This window comes from Arthrobacter sp. Y3221159 (assembly GCF_059089885.1).
The window spans coordinates 1-21,134 of record NZ_JBNHFC010000008.1 but is presented as its reverse complement, the minus strand read 5'-3'; the positions used below and the strand labels follow the sequence as shown (position 1 = coordinate 21,134).

Annotated in this window: 24 protein-coding genes and 1 riboswitch; of the genes, 17 read left to right on the top strand and 7 right to left on the bottom strand. The window is 66.7% G+C overall.

Annotation, left to right across the window (positions count from 1 at the left end; genetic code table 11):
• Positions 1-17: 17 nt before the first annotated feature.
• Positions 18-1,853 carry a phosphomethylpyrimidine synthase ThiC gene (gene thiC, locus AC5RT3_RS09800; RefSeq protein WP_494124049.1) on the bottom strand — a complete coding sequence of 612 codons (1,836 nt, stop codon included), beginning with the start codon at positions 1,851-1,853 and terminating at the stop codon, positions 18-20.
• Positions 1,848-1,955, bottom strand: a riboswitch (TPP riboswitch). Its footprint overlaps the gene before it by 6 nt.
• 79 nt (positions 1,956-2,034) lie before the next feature.
• Here thiC and AC5RT3_RS09795 point away from each other — a divergent pair.
• The 17 genes from AC5RT3_RS09795 to AC5RT3_RS09715 all read left to right on the top strand — a co-directional run bounded on the left by AC5RT3_RS09795 (position 2,035) and on the right by AC5RT3_RS09715 (position 15,381).
• Positions 2,035-3,126 (top strand): amidohydrolase family protein, encoded by a 1,092-nt coding sequence (locus AC5RT3_RS09795; RefSeq protein WP_494124048.1) that lies wholly within the window; start codon positions 2,035-2,037, stop codon positions 3,124-3,126.
• 88 nt (positions 3,127-3,214) lie between these two features.
• Entirely contained in the window at positions 3,215-4,090 is an 876-nt protein-coding gene (locus tag AC5RT3_RS09790) for a VOC family protein (protein ID WP_494008548.1), read from the top strand.
• Between the two features lie 87 nt (positions 4,091-4,177).
• Positions 4,178-4,618 carry a hypothetical protein gene (locus tag AC5RT3_RS09785; protein WP_494008547.1) on the top strand — a complete coding sequence of 147 codons (441 nt, stop codon included), beginning with the start codon at positions 4,178-4,180 and terminating at the stop codon, positions 4,616-4,618.
• Positions 4,619-4,848: 230 nt separating this feature from the next.
• Positions 4,849-5,271 (top strand): 30S ribosomal protein S16, encoded by a 423-nt coding sequence (gene rpsP / locus AC5RT3_RS09780; protein WP_009359301.1) that lies wholly within the window; start codon positions 4,849-4,851, stop codon positions 5,269-5,271.
• Between the two features lies 1 nt (position 5,272).
• A complete protein-coding gene (locus AC5RT3_RS09775) occupies positions 5,273-5,515 on the top strand; it encodes an RNA-binding protein (protein WP_494008546.1) in 243 nt (80 codons plus the stop codon).
• A gap of 103 nt (positions 5,516-5,618) precedes the next feature.
• On the top strand, positions 5,619-6,167 hold the full coding sequence (rimM, locus tag AC5RT3_RS09770; protein ID WP_494103156.1) for a ribosome maturation factor RimM: 549 nt from the start codon (positions 5,619-5,621) through the stop codon (positions 6,165-6,167).
• Positions 6,168-6,980: a tRNA (guanosine(37)-N1)-methyltransferase TrmD gene (gene trmD / locus AC5RT3_RS09765; RefSeq protein ID WP_494008544.1), complete on the top strand. Its 813-nt coding sequence runs from the start codon at positions 6,168-6,170 to the stop codon at positions 6,978-6,980. It begins immediately after the preceding gene.
• Positions 6,981-7,234: 254 nt separating this feature from the next.
• Positions 7,235-7,594 (top strand): 50S ribosomal protein L19, encoded by a 360-nt coding sequence (gene rplS, locus AC5RT3_RS09760; protein WP_133346430.1) that lies wholly within the window; start codon positions 7,235-7,237, stop codon positions 7,592-7,594.
• A gap of 85 nt (positions 7,595-7,679) precedes the next feature.
• Complete coding sequence (gene lepB, locus AC5RT3_RS09755) at positions 7,680-8,357, top strand: signal peptidase I (protein WP_494050675.1); 678 nt, start codon at positions 7,680-7,682, stop codon at positions 8,355-8,357.
• Entirely contained in the window at positions 8,358-9,185 is an 828-nt protein-coding gene (gene lepB, locus AC5RT3_RS09750; RefSeq protein ID WP_494008542.1) for a signal peptidase I, read from the top strand.
• A gap of 1 nt (position 9,186) precedes the next feature.
• Positions 9,187-10,047 (top strand): ribonuclease HII, encoded by an 861-nt coding sequence (rnhB, locus tag AC5RT3_RS09745; protein ID WP_494008541.1) that lies wholly within the window; start codon positions 9,187-9,189, stop codon positions 10,045-10,047.
• Between the two features lie 51 nt (positions 10,048-10,098).
• Positions 10,099-10,425: a DUF2469 domain-containing protein gene (locus AC5RT3_RS09740; protein ID WP_009359307.1), complete on the top strand. Its 327-nt coding sequence runs from the start codon at positions 10,099-10,101 to the stop codon at positions 10,423-10,425.
• A gap of 112 nt (positions 10,426-10,537) precedes the next feature.
• Positions 10,538-10,894: a YraN family protein gene (locus tag AC5RT3_RS09735; protein ID WP_494008540.1), complete on the top strand. Its 357-nt coding sequence runs from the start codon at positions 10,538-10,540 to the stop codon at positions 10,892-10,894.
• Positions 10,894-12,438, top strand: coding sequence for a YifB family Mg chelatase-like AAA ATPase (locus tag AC5RT3_RS09730; RefSeq protein ID WP_494050674.1), 1,545 nt, complete (start codon positions 10,894-10,896; stop codon positions 12,436-12,438). The genes AC5RT3_RS09735 and AC5RT3_RS09730 overlap by 1 nt, the downstream gene beginning before the upstream one ends.
• On the top strand, positions 12,435-13,634 hold the full coding sequence (dprA, locus tag AC5RT3_RS09725; protein WP_494050673.1) for a DNA-processing protein DprA: 1,200 nt from the start codon (positions 12,435-12,437) through the stop codon (positions 13,632-13,634). Before AC5RT3_RS09730 ends, dprA begins: the two co-directional genes overlap by 4 nt.
• A gap of 83 nt (positions 13,635-13,717) precedes the next feature.
• Positions 13,718-14,644: a tyrosine recombinase XerC gene (locus AC5RT3_RS09720; RefSeq protein WP_494050672.1), complete on the top strand. Its 927-nt coding sequence runs from the start codon at positions 13,718-13,720 to the stop codon at positions 14,642-14,644.
• 233 nt (positions 14,645-14,877) lie between these two features.
• Positions 14,878-15,381: a DUF3145 domain-containing protein gene (locus AC5RT3_RS09715; protein WP_009359312.1), complete on the top strand. Its 504-nt coding sequence runs from the start codon at positions 14,878-14,880 to the stop codon at positions 15,379-15,381.
• A 114-nt stretch (positions 15,382-15,495) separates the two neighbouring features.
• Here AC5RT3_RS09715 and fabF read toward each other — a convergent pair whose 3' ends face one another.
• The 6 genes from fabF to AC5RT3_RS09685 form a co-directional block, all read right to left on the bottom strand.
• Positions 15,496-16,731, bottom strand: a complete 1,236-nt coding sequence (gene fabF / locus AC5RT3_RS09710; RefSeq protein ID WP_494124047.1) for a beta-ketoacyl-ACP synthase II — start codon at positions 16,729-16,731, stop codon at positions 15,496-15,498.
• A 155-nt stretch (positions 16,732-16,886) separates the two neighbouring features.
• Positions 16,887-17,132, bottom strand: a complete 246-nt coding sequence (locus tag AC5RT3_RS09705) for an acyl carrier protein (RefSeq protein ID WP_426996092.1) — start codon at positions 17,130-17,132, stop codon at positions 16,887-16,889.
• 79 nt (positions 17,133-17,211) lie between these two features.
• Positions 17,212-18,273 (bottom strand): beta-ketoacyl-ACP synthase III, encoded by a 1,062-nt coding sequence (locus tag AC5RT3_RS09700; protein WP_494050670.1) that lies wholly within the window; start codon positions 18,271-18,273, stop codon positions 17,212-17,214.
• Positions 18,270-19,199, bottom strand: a complete 930-nt coding sequence (locus tag AC5RT3_RS09695; RefSeq protein WP_494050669.1) for an ACP S-malonyltransferase — start codon at positions 19,197-19,199, stop codon at positions 18,270-18,272. Before AC5RT3_RS09695 ends, AC5RT3_RS09700 begins: the two co-directional genes overlap by 4 nt.
• 88 nt (positions 19,200-19,287) lie before the next feature.
• Positions 19,288-20,532, bottom strand: a complete 1,245-nt coding sequence (locus AC5RT3_RS09690; protein WP_494050668.1) for a PucR family transcriptional regulator — start codon at positions 20,530-20,532, stop codon at positions 19,288-19,290.
• 162 nt (positions 20,533-20,694) lie between these two features.
• The coding region (locus AC5RT3_RS09685; protein ID WP_494124046.1) for a transketolase-like TK C-terminal-containing protein at positions 20,695-21,134 on the bottom strand (440 nt) is incomplete at its 5' end.

Here is a 21,134-nt window from a genome sequence, read left to right as displayed (position 1 = left end):
GACGAAGGGGAAGGCTTCTACGTGGAAACCGTCTCGGGCAGCTGCGGTTCCGGCAGGTAGACCTTGCCGCCCGATGCCAGGAATTCCTGGCTCTTCTCCCGCATCCCCGTGGCCCGGTCGGCAAGGGCCGCCTGTGCTTCCGCGGTTCCGTATTCGTCCCGGATATCCTGGCTGATCCGCATCGAGCAGAACTTGGGCCCGCACATGGAGCAGAAATGGGCCGTCTTGGCCGGCTCCGCTGGCAGCGTCTCGTCATGGAAGGCCTCGGCGGTCACCGGATCCAGTGACAGGGCGAACTGGTCGCGCCAGCGGAATTCAAAGCGTGCCTTGGACAGGGCGTCATCGCGTTCGTGCGCGCCGGGGTGGCCCTTGGCCAGGTCCGCAGCGTGCGCTGCGATTTTGTAGGTGATGACCCCCGTCTTGACGTCGTCCTTGTTGGGCAGGCCGAGGTGTTCCTTCGGTGTCACGTAGCAGAGCATCGCCGTGCCGTAGCGGGCGATTTCCGTAGCGCCGATGGCTGAGGTGATGTGGTCGTAGCCGGGTGCCACGTCGGTAACCAGGGGACCCAGGGTGTAGAAGGGCGCACCCTTGCACAGCTCCTGCTGGCGCTCCACGTTTTCACGGACCAGGTGGAAGGGGATGTGCCCGGGACCTTCCACCATCACCTGGACGTCGTATTCCCAGGCCCGCAGGGTGAGTTCCGCGAGCGTGTCCAGCTCCGCGAACTGGGCGGCGTCGTTCGCGTCCGCCGTGGCGCCCGGCCTCAGCCCGTCCCCAAGGGAAAACGCGACGTCGTATTTGGCGAAGATTTCACACAGCTCGTCGAAGTGCGTGTAGAGGAAATTCTCCTGGTGGTGGGCCAGGCACCAGCCGGCCATGATGGAGCCGCCGCGCGACACGATGCCCGTGACCCGGTTTGCTGTCAGCGGCACGTAGCGCAGGAGGACGCCGGCGTGCACCGTCATGTAGTCCACGCCCTGCTCGCACTGCTCAATGACGGTGTCGCGGAAGATCTCCCAGGTCAGCTTGTTGGCTTCGCCATTGACCTTCTCCAGCGCCTGGTAGATGGGCACGGTACCGATCGGCACGGGGGAGTTCCGGATGATCCATTCCCGCGTGGTGTGGATGTCATCGCCGGTGGAGAGGTCCATCACGGTGTCCGCGCCCCACTGCGTGGCCCACTGCAGCTTGTCCACCTCTTCCGCGATGGAACTGGTGACAGCGGAGTTGCCGATGTTGGCGTTAATCTTCACCAGGAATGCCTTGCCGATGATCATCGGCTCCGACTCGGGGTGGTTGATGTTGCTGGGGATGATGGCGCGGCCCGCCGCCAGCTCGCTGCGGACCAGCTCCACGTCGCAGTTTTCGCGCAGGGCCACGAAGCGCATCTCAGGGGTGATGATGCCCTGCCTGGCATAGTGCATCTGGGTCACGGTCCGTCCCACGACGGCGCGGCGGGGCACCGGCTGCGCGCCCTTCCACTCGGCTGACGCGGCGCCGCGGCGGACAGCCGAGCGGCCGTCGTCGAGCAGGTTCCTGCCCCTGCCGCTGTACGCCTCGGTGTCTCCCCTCTCCGCGATCCATGCTGCCCGGAAAGGCGGCAGCCCCATTACCGGATCACTGCCCGGTCCGGCGGTCCGGTAGGTGCGGAAGGGCGGGTTCGCCTCTCCATTGGGGGACGGTTCCAGGGAGATTTCCGTCACCGGGACCCGGATGCCGGATTCGCCATCTTCGATGAAGGCCAGCGCATGCGATGCCAGTGACCGGGTGGCAGGTGCCCCTGGCTTTCCGTCCGGCAGTGCGCTCCCGGACTGGTTTTGGGCAGGGCTCCGCTGTTCATTTGGTGTACTCAAGGAATACTCACTTCCTTCGCCGGCATTACCCGGACAGGTTCGACGGTCGCAGGCTGCCTCAGCCCGATCTCAGCCCCTGCAGGGGCCCCCGTGTGGTCAGGAACGAAGCTACCACAGCCGCTTCGCAGATCCTTGCCACGACTGCCGGTGCTAGCATGACTGGCGGCGAAAAGGGAGTCCGATGCCGGAAATCATAGAATTCAGCGGCCCTGTGCTGACCGGGCCGGCCAGCGAACACCGGAGCCTGTGGTCCGTGGACGGGGTGCTGACGTTTATCCGCCCGCAGCAGGCTCCGGACCGGGTGCTGGACGGGTGGGTGCTGCCCGGCCTGGTGGATGCCCACTGCCATATCGGGCTGGGGCCGGAGGGTCCGGTGGATTCCGACACCGCGGCGGGCCAGGCCCGGGCGGACCTGGCTGCCGGAACGCTGCTGGTGCGTGATGCCGGCTCACCGGCCGACACCCGGTGGATGCAGGGCGGCCGGGACTTCCCGGTGCTGATCCGGGCCGGACGCCATGTGGCCCGCACACGCCGGTACCTCCGCGGCTTCGCGGACGAGGTGGAACCGGAGGACCTGGTGGAGGCCGTGCGCAAACAGGCCCGCGACGGCGACGGCTGGGTCAAGCTCGTCGGGGACTGGATCGACCGCGGAGCCGGCGACCTGGCACCCTCGTTTCCGGCCGGTGTCGTCCGTGACGCCGTCCGGGCCGTCCATGACGAGGGCGCCCGCGTTACTGCGCACTGCTTCGCCGAAGACACCCTTGACCAGATGCTGGATGCGGGCATTGACTGCATCGAGCACGCCACCGGGCTCCTGCCGCGGCACCTTCCCCGTTTTGCGGAACAGGGCGTGCCCATCGTCCCTACCCTGGTCAACATCGCCACGTTCCCCGACATTGCTGCGCAGGCACAGCACAAATTCCCGCGCTACGCGGCGCACATGATGGCCCTGTGGGAGCGGCGCCTGGAGCGGGTGGGTGAGGCTTACGACGCCGGCGTGAGGATTTACGCAGGTACCGACGCCGGCAGCGTCATCAGGCACGGCAGGATCGCCGACGAGATCCTTGCCCTGCACCAGGCAGGCCTGCCCATGGCGGCTGCGCTGGACGCTGCCTGCTGGGCGGCGCGGGAGTGGCTCGGAGCCGACGGCGTGGCTGAGGGGGCGCGTGCCGACGTCGTTCTCTGCCGCGAGGATCCGCGCACCCGGCCGGAAGCTGTCCGGGATCTTTCCCACGTGGTGCTGGGAGGCCGCATCATCACCCGCGGACCATAGAAAAGTACTTGGAATAAATTGAAGCTTCAAGTAATTTTAACTGTGACAGGCCGTTCCCTCAGTTCGGCCCCAGCACAGGGAGCACTCAATGACCGCAGAAGCCACCAGCCAGGATCTTCTTCCCGCCGACCTCACCATGGGCACCGTGATGCTCAAGGTCGGTGACATGAAGGTCATGACCGACTACTACCAGCGCGCCCTCGGCCTCGACGTCGTCGCCGAGCAGGACGGCGGCCTCTACCTCGGCCGCCGCCAGAAGCCGCTTGTCCACCTGGCACCCGCTCCCGGACTGAACCTTCCGGGCAGGGGGGAGGCCGGCCTCTTCCATACCGCGCTGTTGTTCGAGGACCAGGCCTCCCTTGCTGCAACCATCGCCACCGCCGCCCGCTTCGACCCGCATTCGTTCACCGGCAGCGCCGACCACCTCGTCAGCGAGGCCTTCTATTTCAATGACCCGGAAGGCAACGGCATTGAGCTGTACTGGGACCGGCCGCGCAGCAACTGGTCCTGGAATGGGACGGACGTGGTGATGGACAGCCTGGCACTGCCGCCGCAGCGTTACCTCGAGCAGCACCTCACGGAGGAATCCCTGGAAGCGCAGCACTCCACCGCGGCCGGCGTCGGCCACGTCCACCTCCAGGTGGGCGACGTGCAGTCCGCCCGCAACTTCTACGTTGGCATCCTCGGCTTCGAGAAGACCGCGGGGTGGCACGGGCAGGCCCTCTTTGTCTCTGCAGGCCGGTACCACCACCACATGGCCATGAACGTCTGGAACAGCCGGGGCGCCGGGCCCCGGAAGGACACGCTGGGCCTGGGTGAGGTGCTCATCGAAGTGCCCAACGGTGACGACGTCGGCGCGCTGGCTGACCGCCTAAAAGTCGCCGGGGTTCCGTCCCGCCACACCGGGGCCGAGCTGCGGTTCGAGGACCCGTGGCGCAACAACATCCGGGTGGCAGTACGCTGACGCCGGTGCCCCCGTACTAGGCTGAAACCGAAAGGCCGGTGCGGGTGACCGCCCCGTCCGCCGCATTTTCGACGGAAGGTTACCCCAATGGGCTTCACCGAGATCTTTGTCGCCACCCATGATGCAGCGCTCAAGCGCGCCGGTCTTTTGGACGAAGGCGGGGGAGCCCCCGCCGGCCAGGGGGTCCGAATCCCGGACATCACCGACTACGAGGTGGAACAGCTCGGGGACCTGGCCGGTACGGCCGTACACGCCGGGGGAGCAGACTACGAGCTGACCATGGTCGATGTCACCAGCGATTCCCTTCTTGCCGTGCCCCCGGCCATGGTCCGGGCGCTGGCCGACCTGCTGACCTACGAAACCGAAGGCGAAGGCAACGTCCTGGACGACGTCGCCGAGCAGTGGGCGGCACAGGAGGACATGCCGTTCGGCGCTGACCAGGCCCGTGCGTATGTCCAGCAGCTGGCCGAACTTGCCGGCGGCGTCGACGATTCAGAACGGACGGGACTGTACGTCTGGTCCGCATAACCGTTGGCGCGGCCCGTCCTGGGGCGTCCTTCCTGCAACCCCCTTCCGCGGCCCGCGCCGCGCCAAGTCGAAATCGCGGCGCTCATCTGGCACAATAAACAGGTACTCGATCTGCGTGGCCCCTCTCTCCGCGTCCGGATCCTGTCCTTCGAACCCGCAAGTACGGCCCGCCCCACGGGTGCAGAAAACCGGGCTCACCCCCTTTTTCTGAAACAGGAGTGACCACAAAAGTGGCCGTAAAGATTCGCCTTAAGCGCCTCGGCAAGATGCGCGCCCCGTACTACCGCATCGTCGTTGCGGACTCACGCACCAAGCGTGACGGCCGCGCCATCGAGGAAATCGGCAAGTACCACCCCACCGAAGAGCCCTCGTACATCGAGGTCAACTCCGAGCGTGCCCAGTACTGGCTGTCCGTCGGCGCCCAGCCGTCCGAGCAGGTTGCCGCGATCCTGAAGATCACCGGTGACTGGCAGAAGTTCAAGGGCCTGCCGGGCCAGGAAGGCACCCTCAAGACCAAGTCTGAGAAGGAAGCCTTCGTTGCCCCGGAAAAGGGTTCCGTGATCATCCCGGAAGCCATCACCAAGAAGGCATCCAAGTCGGACGCCGCCGAGGCCCCGGCCGAAGCCGAAGCAGAGACCACCGAGGCTGAGTAAATTGCTGGCAGACGCGCTGGAGCACCTGGTCCGCGGGATCGTTGATTCCCCGGACGACGTCAAGGTCAGCTCGAAGAGCAACCGCCGCGGGGACACCCTCGAGGTGCGTGTTCATCAGGATGACCTCGGACGGGTGATCGGCCGCCAGGGCCGCACGGCACGCGCACTGCGCACCGTCGTCGCAGCACTGGCCGGCGGCGAACAGGTAAGGGTCGACGTCGTCGACACCGACCGCCGCCGCTGAGCGCACGGCAACACCAGTTTTTGCTCCGGCCCCTCCACCTGCAGGTGGAGGGGCCGGAGTCTTTTCCAGAACACCCGCTTTACCGACCCGAACAGAGGAAGACATGCAGCTTCAGGTGGCCCGCATCGGCAAACCCCACGGCATCCGCGGGGAAGTCACGGTCCAGGTCCTGACAGACGCTCCTGAGGACCGCTTTGTCCCCGGCACCGAATTCGTGGTTGAGCCGGCTTCCTCCGGCCCGCTGACGGTGACCAGCGCACGCTGGAACAAGGACATTCTCCTCCTGGCATTCGAAGAGGTGGCCGACCGTAACCACGCAGAGACGCTGCGCGGTGCCAAGCTCTTCATCGAAACCGCGGACCTGGACGAGGACGACGACGAAGGCTGGTACGAGCATGAACTCGTGGGCCTCGAAGCCCGCGTAGGAGACCAGGTGGTGGGCAAAGTCGCCGCCCTGAACACCGCTCCCGCCCAGGACCTGCTGATGGTCACCACCCCGGAAGGCGGGGAAATCCTGGTTCCGTTCGTGGAACAGATCGTCCCGGAAGTGAACATTGCGGAGGGATACATCCTCCTCACCCCGCCGGACGGCCTCTTCGAACTGAATTCCGAAGATGCCGCCGCCTCACCCGGTGAGGAAGGCAAGGCGTAGATGCGGATCGACGTCGTCACCATTTTCCCGGAGTACCTGGCACCGCTGGAACTCTCGCTGATCGGAAAGGCCCGGCAGGACGGCCTGCTGGATCTTCGGGTCCATGACCTGCGAACTTTCACCACCGACAGGCACCGGACGGTGGATGACACTCCCTACGGCGGCGGCGCCGGCATGGTGATGAAGCCCGAGCCTTGGGCGCAGGCCCTTGCGTCCATCGCCGGAGACCGTCCGGAAGGGGCCGGCAAGCCGGTCCTGATCGTCCCGTCGCCGGCGGGGGAGCGTTTCACACAGGCGCTTGCCTACGAACTGGCCGAAGAAGATCACCTGGCCTTCGCGTGCGGGCGGTACGAGGGCATCGACGAACGCGTCATTGACTGGTCCCGTGAGCACTTCGATGTCCGGCCCGTCAGCCTTGGAGACTATGTCCTGAACGGCGGGGAGGTGGCTGTCCTGGCGATGGTCGAGGCCATCGGCCGGCTGCTTCCCGGCGTCGTGGGCAACCCCGAATCGCTGGTGGAGGAGTCCCATTCGGACGGTCTGCTGGAGTACCCCGTCTACACAAAGCCCTCCGTCTGGCGGGAGCGTGAAGTGCCTCCGGTGCTGCTGAGCGGCAACCACGGCAGGATTGCCCAGTGGCGGCGGCACGAACAGTTTCGCCGGACGGCCCAGCGCCGCCCGGACCTCCTCGAAGGGTTCGACGCCGGCAAGCTGCCGCGTGCCGACCGCACCGAACTGCAGGACCTGGGGTACGACGTCGTCGACGGGAAGCTTGTCCGCCGCGCAGGGGCGGCGGACGAAGCACGCGACTGACGGTGCCGTACCGTCTGTCGGGCGAGGATGCGGATTGGCTGTAACGGCGCTGCTGTGGCAAAATTAGTCCTTGTGTCTGCTGGGCCAGCGCCTGCCACAGGGGGAGCGAAGCCAACAGCCTGACAACCGGCCCCGTCAACAATTGGGGTGGCCGGACTACTTAGCTTTCGACAGCATTTCCGGCGCTATCTGCGCCAGGCTCTGCTGCCGTGACCCAAAGTGAATGACCTGTGGCGTTCACCAGGAGTGCAATCATGCATATTCTCGATTCCGTAGATGCAGCTTCGCTGCGCACCGATGTTCCCGAATTCCGCGCGGGTGACACCCTCAAGGTTCACGTGAACATCATCGAAGGCAAGAACTCCCGCGTCCAGGTATTCCAGGGCTTCGTCCTGGGCCGCCAGGGTGACGGCGTCCGCGAGACCTTCACGGTCCGCAAGGTCTCCTTCGGTGTCGGCGTTGAGCGTACCTTCCCGGTACACTCCCCGATCATCGAAAAGATCGAGGTTGTCACCAAGGGCGACGTCCGCCGCGCCAAGCTTTACTACATGCGTGCACTGCGCGGTAAGGCTGCAAAGATCAAGGAAAAGCGCGACTTCAGCGCCGCCAAGTAAGTCCTTTTCGGACATACGCAGGCTGGGCCGCAGCCGTATCCGGCCAGCGCCGGAGCCAATCAGCACCAGCGCCAGGATACGGACCATGGACCAGACAAAACGCCAGCCCACAAAAATGGGCTGGCGTTTTGTGTTTGTGGCACTGCTCCTTGCCGTCGCCGTCAGCGGCGTGGTGCGGTCACTCTGGATCGACGTCTACTTCATCCCGTCCGAATCCATGGAGCCCCTGCTGGAAGGCGGCGACCGGATCCTGGTGTCCCGGACTGACTTCGAGGCAGAACCCATCCGCCGGGGCGACGTCGTGGTGTTCGACGGCAGGGGTACGTTCGCGCCGCTCAGCAGCGGCAGGGGCCCAATCATGGATGCCGCAGCCGGCGTCACCCAGTGGCTTGGCCTCGCCGGCAGCGACACCACCTACGTCAAACGCGTCATCGGGCTCCCCGGCGACACCGTGGTCTGCTGCGACGCGGCAGGAAAAATCACGGTGAACGGCGAGGCGCTGGAAGAACCCTACGTTTTCAGCGGCGACGCCCCCAGCACGCAGAAGTTCACCGCGGTGATCCCCGAGGGGCGGCTGTGGCTGATGGGAGACCACCGCTCGCTGTCCGCCGATTCCCGGAGCCTGCTGGGTGCTCCCGGTGGCGGCATGGTGCCGATGGAACGCGTTATCGGGCGCCCGGTCCAGATCATCTGGCCCCTTGATAGATTTGCTCCAGTACCCCGCCCGTACGCGGCGGAACCAATAACAGAGAACGGACAGTAGATGCCCGAGAACCACGCGCGGACACCGGAACCGCGCCCCGACGGCGCCTCTGATACTTCGGCCGGCCAGGCCGCCGCCGGGGCCGTCCCCGGTGGGGAGACGCCGGCTCCGGCAACGGCGGAAAGCCGGTCCGCTGCAAAGGCAGCCGCAAAACCTGTGGGCAGCCCGGTCTTCGCATGGCTGAAGGAGGTCGCCACGGTGGTGGTGATCGCCGTCGTGCTGTCCTTCCTCATCAAGACCTTCCTTTTCCGGGCTTTTTTCATCCCGTCCGAGTCCATGGTGAACACCCTGGATATCGACGACCGCATCTTCGTCAACCTCCTGGTGCCGGAGCCTTTCTCGCTCAGCCGCGGAGACATTGTGGTCTTCCGCGACACCAAGGGCTGGCTCCCTCCGGTTGAGGAGAAGGAACAAGGGCCGTTCACCTGGGTGCAGGACGGGCTGACGTTCGTAGGGCTGCTGCCGGACGGTTCCGAGCAGCACCTCGTCAAAAGGGTCATCGGCCTGCCCGGCGACCACGTGGCCTGCTGCGACGCCGGCGGTAAACTGACCATTAACGGCACTGCCGTGGACGAGCCCTACGTCAACCCTGCCGAGGTCCCGCAGGTCCAGAACTTCGACGTGGTGGTTCCCGAAGGAAAGGTGTGGGTGATGGGTGACAACCGGAACCATTCCGCCGATTCGAGGGCGCATATGGATTCCGACGGCGGATTCATCGACCTTGACGATCTCGAGGGCAAGGCGGCCGTCATCGCGTGGCCGCTGAACCGGATAACCAGCCTTCACAACTATCCGGACGTGTTCCGGAACGTACCGGCCGCTCCCTGATATGTCCCCGGCAGTCAAAGCTGACCCGGCAAAGGCCGCTCCAGCCCGCAGCCGTTCCGGCTCCACGAAAGTGTCCGCCGGCCGTGCCAAGGCACCCACGCTACGGCACGAGCGGACCTTCAAGGCCCAGGGGGTTCGTTTCCTTGCGGGAATGGACGAGGTGGGCCGCGGGGCGCTGGCCGGGCCGGTCAGCGTTGGCATCGCCGTCGTCGACCTGGAACGCCAACGCAGCCTTGCAGGGGTGCGGGACAGCAAGCTCCTGCCGCCGGCGGAACGGGAACGCCTCGATCCCCTGGTCCGCCGCTGGAGCGTCGCCTCGGCGGTGGGCCATGCCAGCGCCCGGGAAATTGATGAGTTCGGCATCATGGCCGCGCTGCGCCTGGCGGGAACCCGGGCCTGGAACGCCGTCCTCGCGGCGGGGATCACACCCGACCTCGTGCTTTTGGACGGCAACCACAACTGGCTTTCCCCGGCGGAGCAGCCGTCCTTCTTTGAGCCTGTTGCCCTTGAAGCTGGCTGCCAGGCCCCGGTGCACACCAAAATCAAGGCCGACATGCAATGCCTGAGTGTCGCGGCGGCGAGTGTTATCGCCAAGGTGGAACGGGACAGGGCCATGCGGGAACTGCACGCCGAGTACCCGGACTTTGGCTGGGACATCAACAAGGGTTACGCCACGGCGCTGCACCGTGACAAGCTGCGCGCTGCCGGCCCAAGCCCCTACCACCGTGTGAGCTGGAACCTGCTCGGCGGGGAGCTCCGGGACGGGGAAGCCGCGGACGGTGATGTGACTGACGAGGAATGTGCCGTCGATGAACTCTCCGTCGATGAACTGTCCGGCCCGCAGGGATCCGCCGCGGGCTGATCCCTGCTCCGCCCGGGCGCCGCAACGGCGGACATGGTGCAAGATGGAAGCATGAGTGCTGAGGATCTTGAAAACTACGAAACCGACATGGAGCTCCAGCTCTACCGTGAATACCGCGACGTCGTCGGACTGTTCAGCTATGTAGTCGAGACCGAACGGCGCTTCTACCTGGCCAACCACGTGGATCTGCAGGCCCGCAGCGCAGATGGTGAGGTCTACTTCGACCTGACACTGCAGGACGCCTGGGTGTGGGACGTGTACCGCTCCGCCCGGTTCGTCAAGAGCGTCCGGGTCCTCACCTTCAAGGACGTCAACGTGGAAGAACTTCCGCGCAATGAAGAGTTGGCCATGCCGAAGGACGTGGACCTGGGCAACTAGCTCCGGGGCCGCCGCGCCACTTTCCCTTCACAGCCCGCCGTATGCACATACGGCGGGCTGTGCTGTCCGCCACTGCTTCCGCAGCCCCAGGCTGGTTAACGGAGGTAGAAACATGAGATCGAAAGACCTGCTGGGCCGGCGCGGCGAGGAACTCGCGGCCGGTTACCTGGAGTCGCTGGGCATGCTGGTGGTGGAACGCAACTGGCGCTGCCCCGAGGGCGAAATCGACATCGTTGCCCTGGACGGCGACGCCCTGGTGATCGCCGAAGTCAAAACACGGCGTTCCCTTGACTACGGCCATCCGTTTGAAGCGGTGGGGCCGGAAAAGCTTGCCCGGCTGCACCGTCTCGGCTCGGCATGGTGCCGCGACCGGGAATTGCGGATGCCGCTGCGGCGGGTCGACGTGATTGCCGTCGTTGATGACGGCGGAGGGCAGCCCACGGTGGAACACCTCAAGGGGGTGGGGTGATGGCACTGGGCCGTACATATTCCATCGCACTGCTGGGCCTGAACGGGTACATGGTTGAGGTCGAGGCCGACATTGGACAGACCCTGCCGGCCTTCATCATCCTTGGGCTGCCCGATGCTTCACTTAACGAAGCACGGGAGCGGATCAGGTCCGCGGCCAGGAACTCCGGAATCCCGCTCAGCCGCAGGAAGATCACTGCCAACCTGATTCCGGCGTCGCTGCCCAAGCGCGGTTCCGGCTTCGACCTGGCCGTAACCATGGCCGTGCTCCGCGCCGCCAACGACATCCGGCCCACTGGCCGGACGGTCTTCATTGCAGAGCTGGGACTCGACGGCCGGCTCCGGCCGGTCCGCGGAATTCTTCCTGCGGTCATGGCCTCGGTAAAGGCAGGATTTCCTGACATCGTGGTGGCGCAGGCGAACCTCGCCGAGGCCACCCTTGTTCCGGGGGCACATGTGCGGGGCTACCGCACACTTGCCCGGCTGGCACTGGACTTCGGGGCAGATCCCCAGGAACTCGCCCTCGACTTCGAACCCGAGGACCAGGACAGTGGCAATGACCCCTCCGCCACGGCCGGGTCCTCCCCTGACATGGCTGATGTGTCCGGACAGGGCGACGCCCGCCGTGCCCTGGAGGTAGCAGCAGCCGGTGCCCACCACCTGCTGCTGACCGGCCCGCCCGGCGCCGGCAAAACGATGCTGGCCGAACGGCTGCCCGGCCTGCTGCCGGACCTTGGCGACCATGAGTCCATGGAGGTCACCGCCATCCACTCCCTCTGCGGACTTCCCTCCTCCACGGTCCAGCTGCTTCGGCGGCCGCCCTTCGAAAGCCCCCACCATTCAGCAACGGCCGCCGCCATCATCGGCGGAGGTTCCGGGCTGCCGCGGCCCGGGGCAGCCTCCCGGGCCCACCGCGGAGTGCTCTTTCTGGACGAGGCACCCGAATACGAGCGGCGGGTCCTGGACGCGCTGAGGCAGCCGCTGGAAAGCGGTGAACTGGTCATCCACAGATCGGCTGGGACCGCGGCTTATCCTGCGCGCTTCCAGCTGGTACTCGCAGCCAATCCCTGCCCCTGCGGCAAGGCCTCCGGGAAGGGGCTCGAGTGCACCTGCACACCCATGATGCGCCGCCGGTACCTGGCCAGGATGTCCGGGCCGCTGCTCGACCGGGTGGACATCCAGCTGCAGGTCGAACGCGTATCGCTTGCCGAGTTCGGGCAGTCCGGGGCCGAGGAGGACTCGGCAGCCGTAGCCGGACGCGTGCGGGATGCCCGCTTCCGCCAGTCGGAGCGGCTGCAGCCCTTCGGGCTGGAGACCAACTCCCAGGTGCCGGGCCGCATCCTGCGCGGTGAACTGCGGCTGGCCCCGGCGGCAACCCGGATCCTGGACCATTCCCTGGAGCGGGGCATCCTGACCGCACGTGGTTATGACCGCGTGTTGCGCCTGGCCTGGACGCTCGCGGATCTGGGCCACCGGGACAAGCCGGACACCGACGACGTCGGACAGGCGCTCGGTCTGCGGCAGGCCGCGGCGGTGGCGGCATGATGGAAGCAGCGCTGGATAGGGACCGCCTGGCCCGCGCCGCACTGTCACGTCTGATGGAGCCACAGGACGCCGCCGGGCTTGCGCTCGTCCAGGTGGCGGGATCCGTGGATGCCCTTGGCATCGCTACCGGCGAGTTAAAGGCAGGGCCGGAACTGGAACGCGAAATTACGGCACTCCTTGCGGACAGCGGAGCCGCCAGCAGCTGGGCCGGCATGGCGGCTGCGCTCAAGCGGTGGCAGCCAAGGATCCCTGACCTGGCTCCGGAGCGGGACCTCGCAACCATGGCCCGCCTGGGCGGACGGCTCATCATCCCGTCCGACGAGCTATGGCCGGGCCAGTTGGCAGACCTCGGGATCCAGGAGCCGCTCTGCCTCTGGTGGCGCGGCCAGGAGCAGCCCCTGCCAGCGGTGGACACCAGCGTCGCGCTGGTAGGGTCCCGGGACAGCACCAGCTACGGGGCCTCGGTGACGGGGGACTTCGCCTACTCGCTGGCCCAGCGCGGATTTACCGTGGTGTCCGGCGGTGCCTACGGGATCGACGCCCATGCACACCGGGCAGCGCTCGCCGGTGGAGCCGGTGCTGTTCCCACCATCGCAGTCATGGCAGGAGGCGTGGACAGGTTCTATCCGTCTGGCAATGAGGACCTTCTGAGGGCTGTCTGCAACCAGGGTGCTGTCCTCGCGGAGGTGCCCCCGGGGTCAGCCCCCACGCGCTACCGGTTCCTGCAGCGCAACCGGCTGATTGCGGCACTGTCCGCCGTCACCGTCGTCGTTGAGGCGCGCTGGCGCTCTGGAGCGCTGAACACCGCCCATCACGCCGAAACCCTCGGCCGTGCGGTCGGTGCTGTACCCGGATCGGTGCACAGCGCGAATTCCGCAGGATGCCACCGCCTGCTGCGGGACGGGGGAGCAGTTTGCGTTACCGACGCCGCAGAAGTTGCCGAACTGGCATCCCCGAGCGGCAGTGCGCTGCCCGAACAGCGGCAGGGCAGTGCCCAGGTCCAGGACGGGCTGACCCTTGAGGACCTGATCCTGCTCGATGCGCTGCCGCTGCGCTCCAGCACCTCGGTCGAAAAGCTCTCGGCCGTGGCGGGGCTGGGGCAGGAGTCGGTGCGCGCGGGCCTGGGTCGGCTCGGACTGCTCGGCCTGGCCGTCTCCGAACGGGGCGGCTGGAAGCGAGGCAAGGCTTCCGTCTGATGCGCAGCGGCCACTGGAGACAAAGTGGTGACGGTTACCGTGTCAGCCTGCAGTACGGCACCAGGAACTGAGACAGTAAGGGAGTGGAAAATGAAGAACTGCCACGGGGACTCAGCGACGCCCTGGACGCGTTCGCCGGCTACCTGTCCGGAGAGCGTGCGGTGTCGGCCCACACGCGGCGCGCCTACCTGGGCGACGTCCGCAGCCTCCTGGCGCATGCCGCATCCGAAGGTGCCTCCGTGCTTGCGGATCTCGAACTGGGCATGCTCCGCCGCTGGCTGGGTGTCCAGAGCCAGTCCGGCGCCGCCCGCGCAACCCTGGTCCGGCGGTCGGCCACGGTAAGGTCTTTCACCGCGTGGGCTTTGCGAGAAGAACGGATCGCCGCGGATCCTGCCCTGCGGCTGAAGGCGCCCAAGCGGGAACGGTCCCTGCCCGGTGTCCTGCAGAGTTCGCAGCTGACCCGGCTATTGGGCCAGCTGGAGCAAAGTGCGGCCGACGGCGCGCCCCTGGCCGTCCGCAACCGCGCCATCGTGGAACTCCTCTACGCCACCGGCGTGCGGGTGGGGGAACTTGCCGGGCTGGACATCGATGACCTGGACCCGGACCGGCGCACACTGCGGGTGCTGGGCAAAGGCAACAAGGAGCGGACCGTTCCCTACGGCGTTCCCGCCGCGATGGCGGTGGATGACTGGCTCCGCCGTGGACGGCCCCTGCTTGCCCGGGAGAACAGCGGCCCCGCCCTGTTCCTGGGCGCCCGCGGCGGCAGGGTGGACCAGCGGCAGGTGCGGGAGCTTGTCAACCGGCTCCTGGAGGCGCTGGGGGATACCTCGGCTTCGGGGCCCCACGCCCTGCGCCACTCCGCCGCTACCCACCTGCTGGACGGCGGCGCCGACCTGCGGGCGGTGCAGGAGATCCTGGGCCACAGCAGCCTGGCCACGACGCAAATCTACACACATGTTTCGGTGGACCGGCTGCGCAAAAGCTACCAGCAGGCCCACCCGCGGGCCTGAGTTCCGGAAGGCTAATCGCACTGGCGTAATTCTGCAGGGTACGGCACAATAAGAGTCACGTCCGGCAACTTTCAAGTACCGCTTGAAGCCCCTTGGGCTGAAGGCGGTGCGGCAAGTCCGGACACAGCATTCATATCTGAATAACCAGGCAGGGAGTTCCGCAGGCAGGGCACAGTGGTTCCATCCAGGCAGAGGTCGTTGGGGAAGACGTACCTAGAGCTATGGAGGATGGAATGTCTGTTGCAATGACCCGCGGTGTGCTTTTCGTTCACTCGGCCCCTACGGCCCTGTGCCCTCATGTTGAGTGGGCTATCGGTTCCGTCGTTGACAAGCGCACGGACCTTGAGTGGACCCCTCAGCCTGCCGCGCCCGGAATGTTCCGTGCCGAGCTGTCCTGGACCGGGACGCCCGGCACCGGGGCTAAATTGGCGTCCTCACTGCGCGGCTGGGCGCACCTCCGTTTCGAAGTGACGGAGGAGCCGAGCCAGGGAGTGGACGGCGGGCGGTGGTCGCATACGCCTGAGCTGGGGATTTTCCACGCCGTGACGGACGTGCACGGCAACATCATGGTGTCCGAGGACCGCATCCGCTACGCCTACGAGTCCGGAGCCGGGGACCCCGCTGCCGTCTACCACGAACTCTCCCTTGCCCTCGGTGAAGCCTGGGACGAGGAGCTCGAACCCTTCCGGCACGCCGCGGAAGGCGCTCCCGTGCGCTGGCTCCACCAGGTGGGCTGACCGACGTCGTACCCCATTCCGGTTTCCCGGACCCGAATACCACTCCATAGCAAAAGAGGAGGCCCCGCCAACCGGCGGGGCCTCCTCGTGTTCCGGGCAAGACCCGGGGTGGTGTCAGACGCTGCGGACGGCAACGACGGCGTTGTGGCCGCCGAAACCGAACGAGTTGCTGAGCGCCACGATGTTCCCGGCAGGCAGCTCACGCGCGGAGGTCACAACGTCGAGCGGGATCTCCGGGTCCTGGTTTTCGAGGTTGATGGTCACCGGCGCCTTGCGGTCGTAAACCGCAAGGACGGTGAGGACGGCTTCAACGGCACCGGAAGCGCCCAGCAGGTGGCCCATCTGCGACTTCGTGGCGGAGACCGCCACGTTGTCCACGTGGTTGCCCAGGGCGGCGCGCAGGGCGGTGTACTCGGGCTTGTCGCCAACTGGGGTGGAGGTGGCGTGGGCGTTGACGTGGACCACGTCCTCCGGCTGGATCCGGCCGTCGAACATCGCGGCCTTGAGTGCGCGGGTGGCGCCCAGGCCCTCGGGGTCCGGGGCGGTGATGTGGTAGGCATCGGCGGTGACGGACGTGCCGGCGAGTTCGCCGTAGATCCGTGCGCCGCGGGCCAGGGCGTGCTCCTCGGCTTCAAGGACCAGGGCGCCTGCGCCCTCGCCCATGACGAAGCCGTCACGGGCGGTGTCGTAGGGCCGTGACGCGCGCTCGGGCTCGTCGTTGCGCCGGGACAGCGCCTGCATGGAGGCGAACGCGGCCAGGGGCATCGGGTGGATGGCTGCCTCGGCGCCGCCGCACATCACCACGTCCGCCTTGCCGGAGCGGATCAGGTCCAGGCCGAGCTGCATGGCTTCGGTGCCGGAGGCGCAGGCGGACACCGGCGTGTGGGCGCCGGCCCGGGCGCCGAGGTCCAGGCTGACGGCTGCGGCAACACCGTTGGGCATCAGCATGGGAACGGTCATGGGAAGGACCCGGCGGGGGCCCTTTTCCTTCAGGGTGTCCCATGCGTCCAGCAGCGTCCATACGCCGCCGATGCCGGTGGCGAAGGCGACAGCCAGGCGGTCCTTGTCGAATTCGGTGATGCCGGAGTCTGCCCACGCCTCGCGGGCGGCGATGACGCCGAACTGGGTGGAGGGGTCCATCCGCTTGGCTTCGACGCGGCTGAGCACGTCAACGGCGGGGGTGCTGCAGCGTGCAGCAAAATGGACGGGAAGCTCGTACTTGGCAACCCAGTCATCCTCCAGGGTGCGGGCACCGGAGACCCCCTTGAGCGCGTTGCTCCACATGGTGGGAACGTCGCCGCCGATGGGCGTGGTGGCGCCCAGACCGGTAATGACTACTTTGCGTGTCATGGGATCACTCTTTCCTCGGTGGGAATCCGTCTCCGTCTCCCGGAGGGTCCCGCGTGTTGATGGCCGGCACAGGCCGGGTGGAGAAAATGCAGCAGGGCTGCCGGTCCGGTCATCCGGACCGGCAGCCCTGCCAAGCCAGACGGCGAAGCCCTGGACTAGGCCTGGGCTCCGGCGATGAAGCTGACGGCGTCGCCAACGGTCTTGAGGTTCTTGACCTCTTCGTCCGGGATGCGCACGCCGAACTTCTCTTCGGCGTTCACCACGATGGTCATCATGGAGATGGAGTCGATGTCCAGGTCCTCGGTGAAGGACTTGTCCAGCTCCACAGCCTCAGTGGCCAGGCCGGTTTCCTCGTTGACGATTTCAGCCAGGCCGGCCAGGATCTCTTCGTTGCTAGCCATTGATGGCTCCTTTTCTTGTATTGCCGGCAGGGGCTGCCGGAAATGGTTCAGGCCGCGGGTGCGGCCCCTTGGGACGTTCCTAGGGAAGGACAACTACCTGTGCGCCGAAGACCAGCCCGGCGCCGAAGCCGATCTGCAGGGCCAGCCCGCCGCTGAGCTCCGGGTTTTCCTGCAGCAGCCGGTGCGTTGCCAGCGGGATGGATGCAGCGGACGTGTTGCCGGCATCGGCAATGTCCCGTGCCACTGTAACCGTCTCCGGCAGCTTCAGCTTCTTCACCATCTCATCGATGATGCGCATGTTGGCCTGGTGCGGGATGAAGGCCACCAGGTCTTCGGCCACGACGCCTGCGGCTTCAAGGGCCTGCTGTGCCACCTTGGCCATTTCCCAGACGGCCCAGCGGAAGACGGTCTGGCCGTCCTGGCGCAGCGTGGGGTACAGTTCCTGGGCTTCCTCCAGGAGGGCCAGGTCACCGGTGGAATCTGACTGGCGGGCTGCCATGCCCAGGTCCCGGACATCCAGCATGGAGCGTGTCATGCCGATCGCGTCCCACTTGCTGCCGTCCGAGCCCCAGACCGAGGGCGCGATGCCCGGGGTCTCGGAGGGGCCGATGACGACGGCGCCTGCACCGTCGCCGAGCAGGAAGGAGATGGTGCGTTCACGGTTGTCGATGACGTCGGAGAGCTTCTCCGCGCCGACCACCAGGACGTACTTGGCCGTTCCGGACCGCACCAGGGCGTCACCCTGGGCAATGCCGTAGCAGTAGCCGGCGCATGCCGCGGAAATATCGAAGGCGGGTGCCGGCGTGGCTCCCAGGCGGTCAGCCAGGCTGGCCGCGGCGGAAGGAGTGGCGTAGGGGTGGGTCACCGTCGAAACGATGACGGCGCCGAGGTCCGAAGCCTGGATCCCGGCCTTTTCCATCGCCTCACGGGCAGCGCCCTCGGCCATGTCAATGACGCTCACATCCGCCTTGGCACGGTGGCGCGTGACGATTCCCGTCCGCTGGCGGATCCACTCGTCAGAGGAGTCGATCCACTGGCACACGTCCTCATTGGTCACGATGACGTCCGGCCGGTAGGCGCCTAGGCCGAGGATGCGCGTGTGCTCCTGGAGGGGAGCCTGTTTCAGCGTGGGAACGCTCATGCGTTGCCCTCCAGTTCTGCAAAGAGCGCCAGGGCGGCAGAGAGGTCATCGGGGGTCTTCACCGCAACGGTCTTGACGCCGGGCATGCCGCGCTTAGCCAGGCCTGCAAGGGTGCCGGCGGGAGCCAGCTCGATAACTCCGGTCACGCCGCGCTGGACCAGGGTCTCCATGCACAGGTCCCAGCGCACCGGGCGTGAAACCTGTGCGATCAGGCTTTCGACGGCGGCGGGGCCGTCGGTGACTTCACCGCCGTCGTAGTTGGACAGCAGGGGAACGGCCGGCGCCTGCGGCTTCAGCTGCGGCTCAAGGGCCTTCAGGGTGCTGACCGCAGGGGACATGTGGCTGGTGTGGAAGGCGCCCGCAACCTTGAGCGGAATGACCCGGGCCTTGGCAGGCGGGTTGTCCGCGAGGGCTTTCAGCTGCTCGAAAGTTCCCGCCGCCACGGTCTGGCCCGCGCCATTGACGTTGGCGGGAGCGGCGCCGGACGACTCGATGGCGGCCAGGACCTCGGCAGGGTCACCGCCCACCACGGCGCTCATGCCGGTGGGGGTGGCGGAGGCTGCGGCCGCCATGCTGTTGGCCCGCTCGCGGACGAACGTCATGGCTTCCTGCTCGGTCAGGACGCCGGCCAGGGCGGAGGCGGTGATTTCACCCACCGAGTGGCCGGCCAGGATGACGGGCAGCGAGTTGAGTTCGACGTCGAAGAGGGAGGCCGCAGCCACGAGGCCGGCGGCAACGATCAGGGGCTGCGCCACGGCAGTGTCCTTGATGGTTTCCTCGTCGGAGGTGGTTCCGTGAGCGATCAGGTCGATACCGGCGATGTCGCTCAGGGAGGCCAGTTGGCCTGCCACCGGGGGCAGTTCCAGCCAGGGGGCCAGGAAACCCGGGGTTTGTGAGCCCTGTCCAGGGCAGACTATTGCAAGCACGTAACCAGCTTTCCAAATTACTTCGTGATCCAGCGGTGTTTGTCCGCACCAAGCTCACGGGGTCAGGTTGTAGGAAGTCTACAACGGTTCAGGACTGGGTCCGTGACGGCTGACGTTCCGTGGCGGCTTTGGGAGGGGCCGAAAGACGGCCCACCACCAGGGCTGCCTGCAGGACAAAAGCTTCCCGCGGAAGGAGCGGATCCCAGCCCGTGACGTCGCAAACGCGCTTGAGCCTGTACCTGACCGTGTTGGCATGGACAAAGAGTTCCCGGGCCGTGGCTTCCAGCGAATGGCCCAGTTCCAGGTAGGTGCCAAGGGTTTCCACCAGGCCGTTGGATGCCGCCAGCAGGGGCCGGTAAATGTTCTTGACCAGGGAGCGGCGTGCGGCGTCGTCACCGGAGATGACGCGCTCGGGAAGCAGATCGTCTGCGGCCACGGGCCGCGGGGCGGAAGGCCATGCCTTCGCGGCGGTCAGGCCGGCAAAAGCGGACTGCGCTGAGCCGCTGGCCTCAAGCAGCGATCCCGCCTCGGGACCGTACACAACCGGGCCGGGGGCGAACATGTCGCTGAGTTTGACGTAGGCGGTTTCCCGGTCCTGGACGCCCCCCAGGATCAGGATCAGCCGGTCGCCCTGGATGCCTACCAGCGCATCCTCGGCATACCGGCCGGCCATGCGCCGCAGCTCGCTGACGTAGCTGGCGCTCGGCTCCGAGGGGGAATTGCCCACCATGACCGTGAAGCGTTCCTGCGCTTTCCAGCCCAGCGCAGCGATCCTCGACCGCAGCGCGTCGGTGTTCTCGCCCCGCAGGATGGCATCCACGATCAGGGCTTCAAGCCGGGTGTCCCACGAGCCGCGGGACTCGGCGGCGCGGGCGTAGACGTCCGCGGCGGCAAACGCCACCTCCCGCGAATAGCGCAGCACGGCTTCGCGAAGGGACGGCTGGTCAGCCTCCGGCGCGATGACGGGAACCTGGTCCTCCACCACTTCCACCACGATCCTGATCAGCTGCAGCGCTTTCTGCAGGCTGATGGAGCGCGTCAGCTCCGTGGGAGCGGTGCCGAAAACGTCGGTGAGGATCCACGACGGCGAGCTCGGCCGCTCGTACCAGGTGACGAATGCCGCAATGCCGTTCTGGGCCACCATCCCCAGCGCCGACCGTTCGTCCGAGCTCAGCCGGCTGTACCAGGGCAGCGACTTTTCCAGCTCGCGCATGGTGGTGGTGGACAGCTGCCCCACATTGGCACGCAGCTTCTTGAGGGTTTCCGACTTCTCCGGAGTGACCGCCGGCTGGGCCGGTTTGCGCTTCGCGGACGGGGTGGCAGGTGCTGGCATGCTTTGAGCATACGGGCAGCCGGGGGCAACCTCCATTTGTGAGAAGGCTACAATCCGGTTTGTCATGCATCACACGTTCGGCGGCCCCCCGCGCAACGGACGACGGCGGCCCCCGGCCTTTCGGTGGGAGCCGCCGTCGCTGCTGCTGGCCGGGGGGAGAGGCTACGCCTCGCCTCCGGCGTTGCCGGTGGTTCCGGCATTCACGTTGTGCAGGCGGTACTTCTCGATGGCCTTGACCGGAGCCTGAGCATCCACTTCGCCACGGCGCGCCAGCATCTCAAGGGCGCGCACCACGATGGAGTGGGTGTCGTTCTTGAAGTAGCGGCGGGCTGCGGCGCGGGTGTCCGAGAAGCCGAAGCCGTCGGCGCCCAGGGTGGCGTATTCATTCGGAACGAACTGCCGGATCTGGTCCGGGACGGCCTTCATGTAGTCCGAGACTGCGACGACAGGGCCGGTGGCACCCTCAAGCTGCCGGGTGACGAACGGGACCCGGGCGGGCTGTTCGGGGTTGAGGAAGGCTTCCTCTTCGGCGGCGAGGCCGTCGCGGCGGAGTTCGTTCCAGGAGGTGACGGACCAGACGTCGGCGGAGACGGACCAGTCCT

Bases quoted from the DNA above. Each gene is read 5' to 3' on its own strand.
- AC5RT3_RS09705 (WP_426996092.1), bottom strand. From the start codon at position 17,132: ATGGCTAGCAACGAAGAGATCCTGGCCGGCCTGGCTGAAATCGTCAAC.
- dprA (WP_494050673.1), top strand. From the start codon at position 12,435: ATGATGGAAGCAGCGCTGGATAGGGACCGCCTGGCCCGCGCCGCACTG.
- AC5RT3_RS09690 (WP_494050668.1), bottom strand. From the start codon at position 20,532: ATGCCAGCACCTGCCACCCCGTCCGCGAAGCGCAAACCGGCCCAGCCG.
- rnhB (WP_494008541.1), top strand. From the start codon at position 9,187: ATGTCCCCGGCAGTCAAAGCTGACCCGGCAAAGGCCGCTCCAGCCCGC.
- rimM (WP_494103156.1), top strand. From the start codon at position 5,619: ATGCAGCTTCAGGTGGCCCGCATCGGCAAACCCCACGGCATCCGCGGG.
- AC5RT3_RS09700 (WP_494050670.1), bottom strand. From the start codon at position 18,273: ATGAGCGTTCCCACGCTGAAACAGGCTCCCCTCCAGGAGCACACGCGC.
- AC5RT3_RS09735 (WP_494008540.1), top strand. From the start codon at position 10,538: ATGAGATCGAAAGACCTGCTGGGCCGGCGCGGCGAGGAACTCGCGGCC.
- AC5RT3_RS09740 (WP_009359307.1), top strand. From the start codon at position 10,099: ATGAGTGCTGAGGATCTTGAAAACTACGAAACCGACATGGAGCTCCAG.
- AC5RT3_RS09795 (WP_494124048.1), top strand. From the start codon at position 2,035: ATGCCGGAAATCATAGAATTCAGCGGCCCTGTGCTGACCGGGCCGGCC.
- trmD (WP_494008544.1), top strand. From the start codon at position 6,168: ATGCGGATCGACGTCGTCACCATTTTCCCGGAGTACCTGGCACCGCTG.
- AC5RT3_RS09715 (WP_009359312.1), top strand. From the start codon at position 14,878: ATGTCTGTTGCAATGACCCGCGGTGTGCTTTTCGTTCACTCGGCCCCT.
- rplS (WP_133346430.1), top strand. From the start codon at position 7,235: ATGCATATTCTCGATTCCGTAGATGCAGCTTCGCTGCGCACCGATGTT.
- AC5RT3_RS09790 (WP_494008548.1), top strand. From the start codon at position 3,215: ATGACCGCAGAAGCCACCAGCCAGGATCTTCTTCCCGCCGACCTCACC.
- AC5RT3_RS09730 (WP_494050674.1), top strand. From the start codon at position 10,894: ATGGCACTGGGCCGTACATATTCCATCGCACTGCTGGGCCTGAACGGG.
- lepB (WP_494050675.1), top strand. From the start codon at position 7,680: ATGGACCAGACAAAACGCCAGCCCACAAAAATGGGCTGGCGTTTTGTG.
- fabF (WP_494124047.1), bottom strand. From the start codon at position 16,731: ATGACACGCAAAGTAGTCATTACCGGTCTGGGCGCCACCACGCCCATC.
- lepB (WP_494008542.1), top strand. From the start codon at position 8,358: ATGCCCGAGAACCACGCGCGGACACCGGAACCGCGCCCCGACGGCGCC.
- AC5RT3_RS09785 (WP_494008547.1), top strand. From the start codon at position 4,178: ATGGGCTTCACCGAGATCTTTGTCGCCACCCATGATGCAGCGCTCAAG.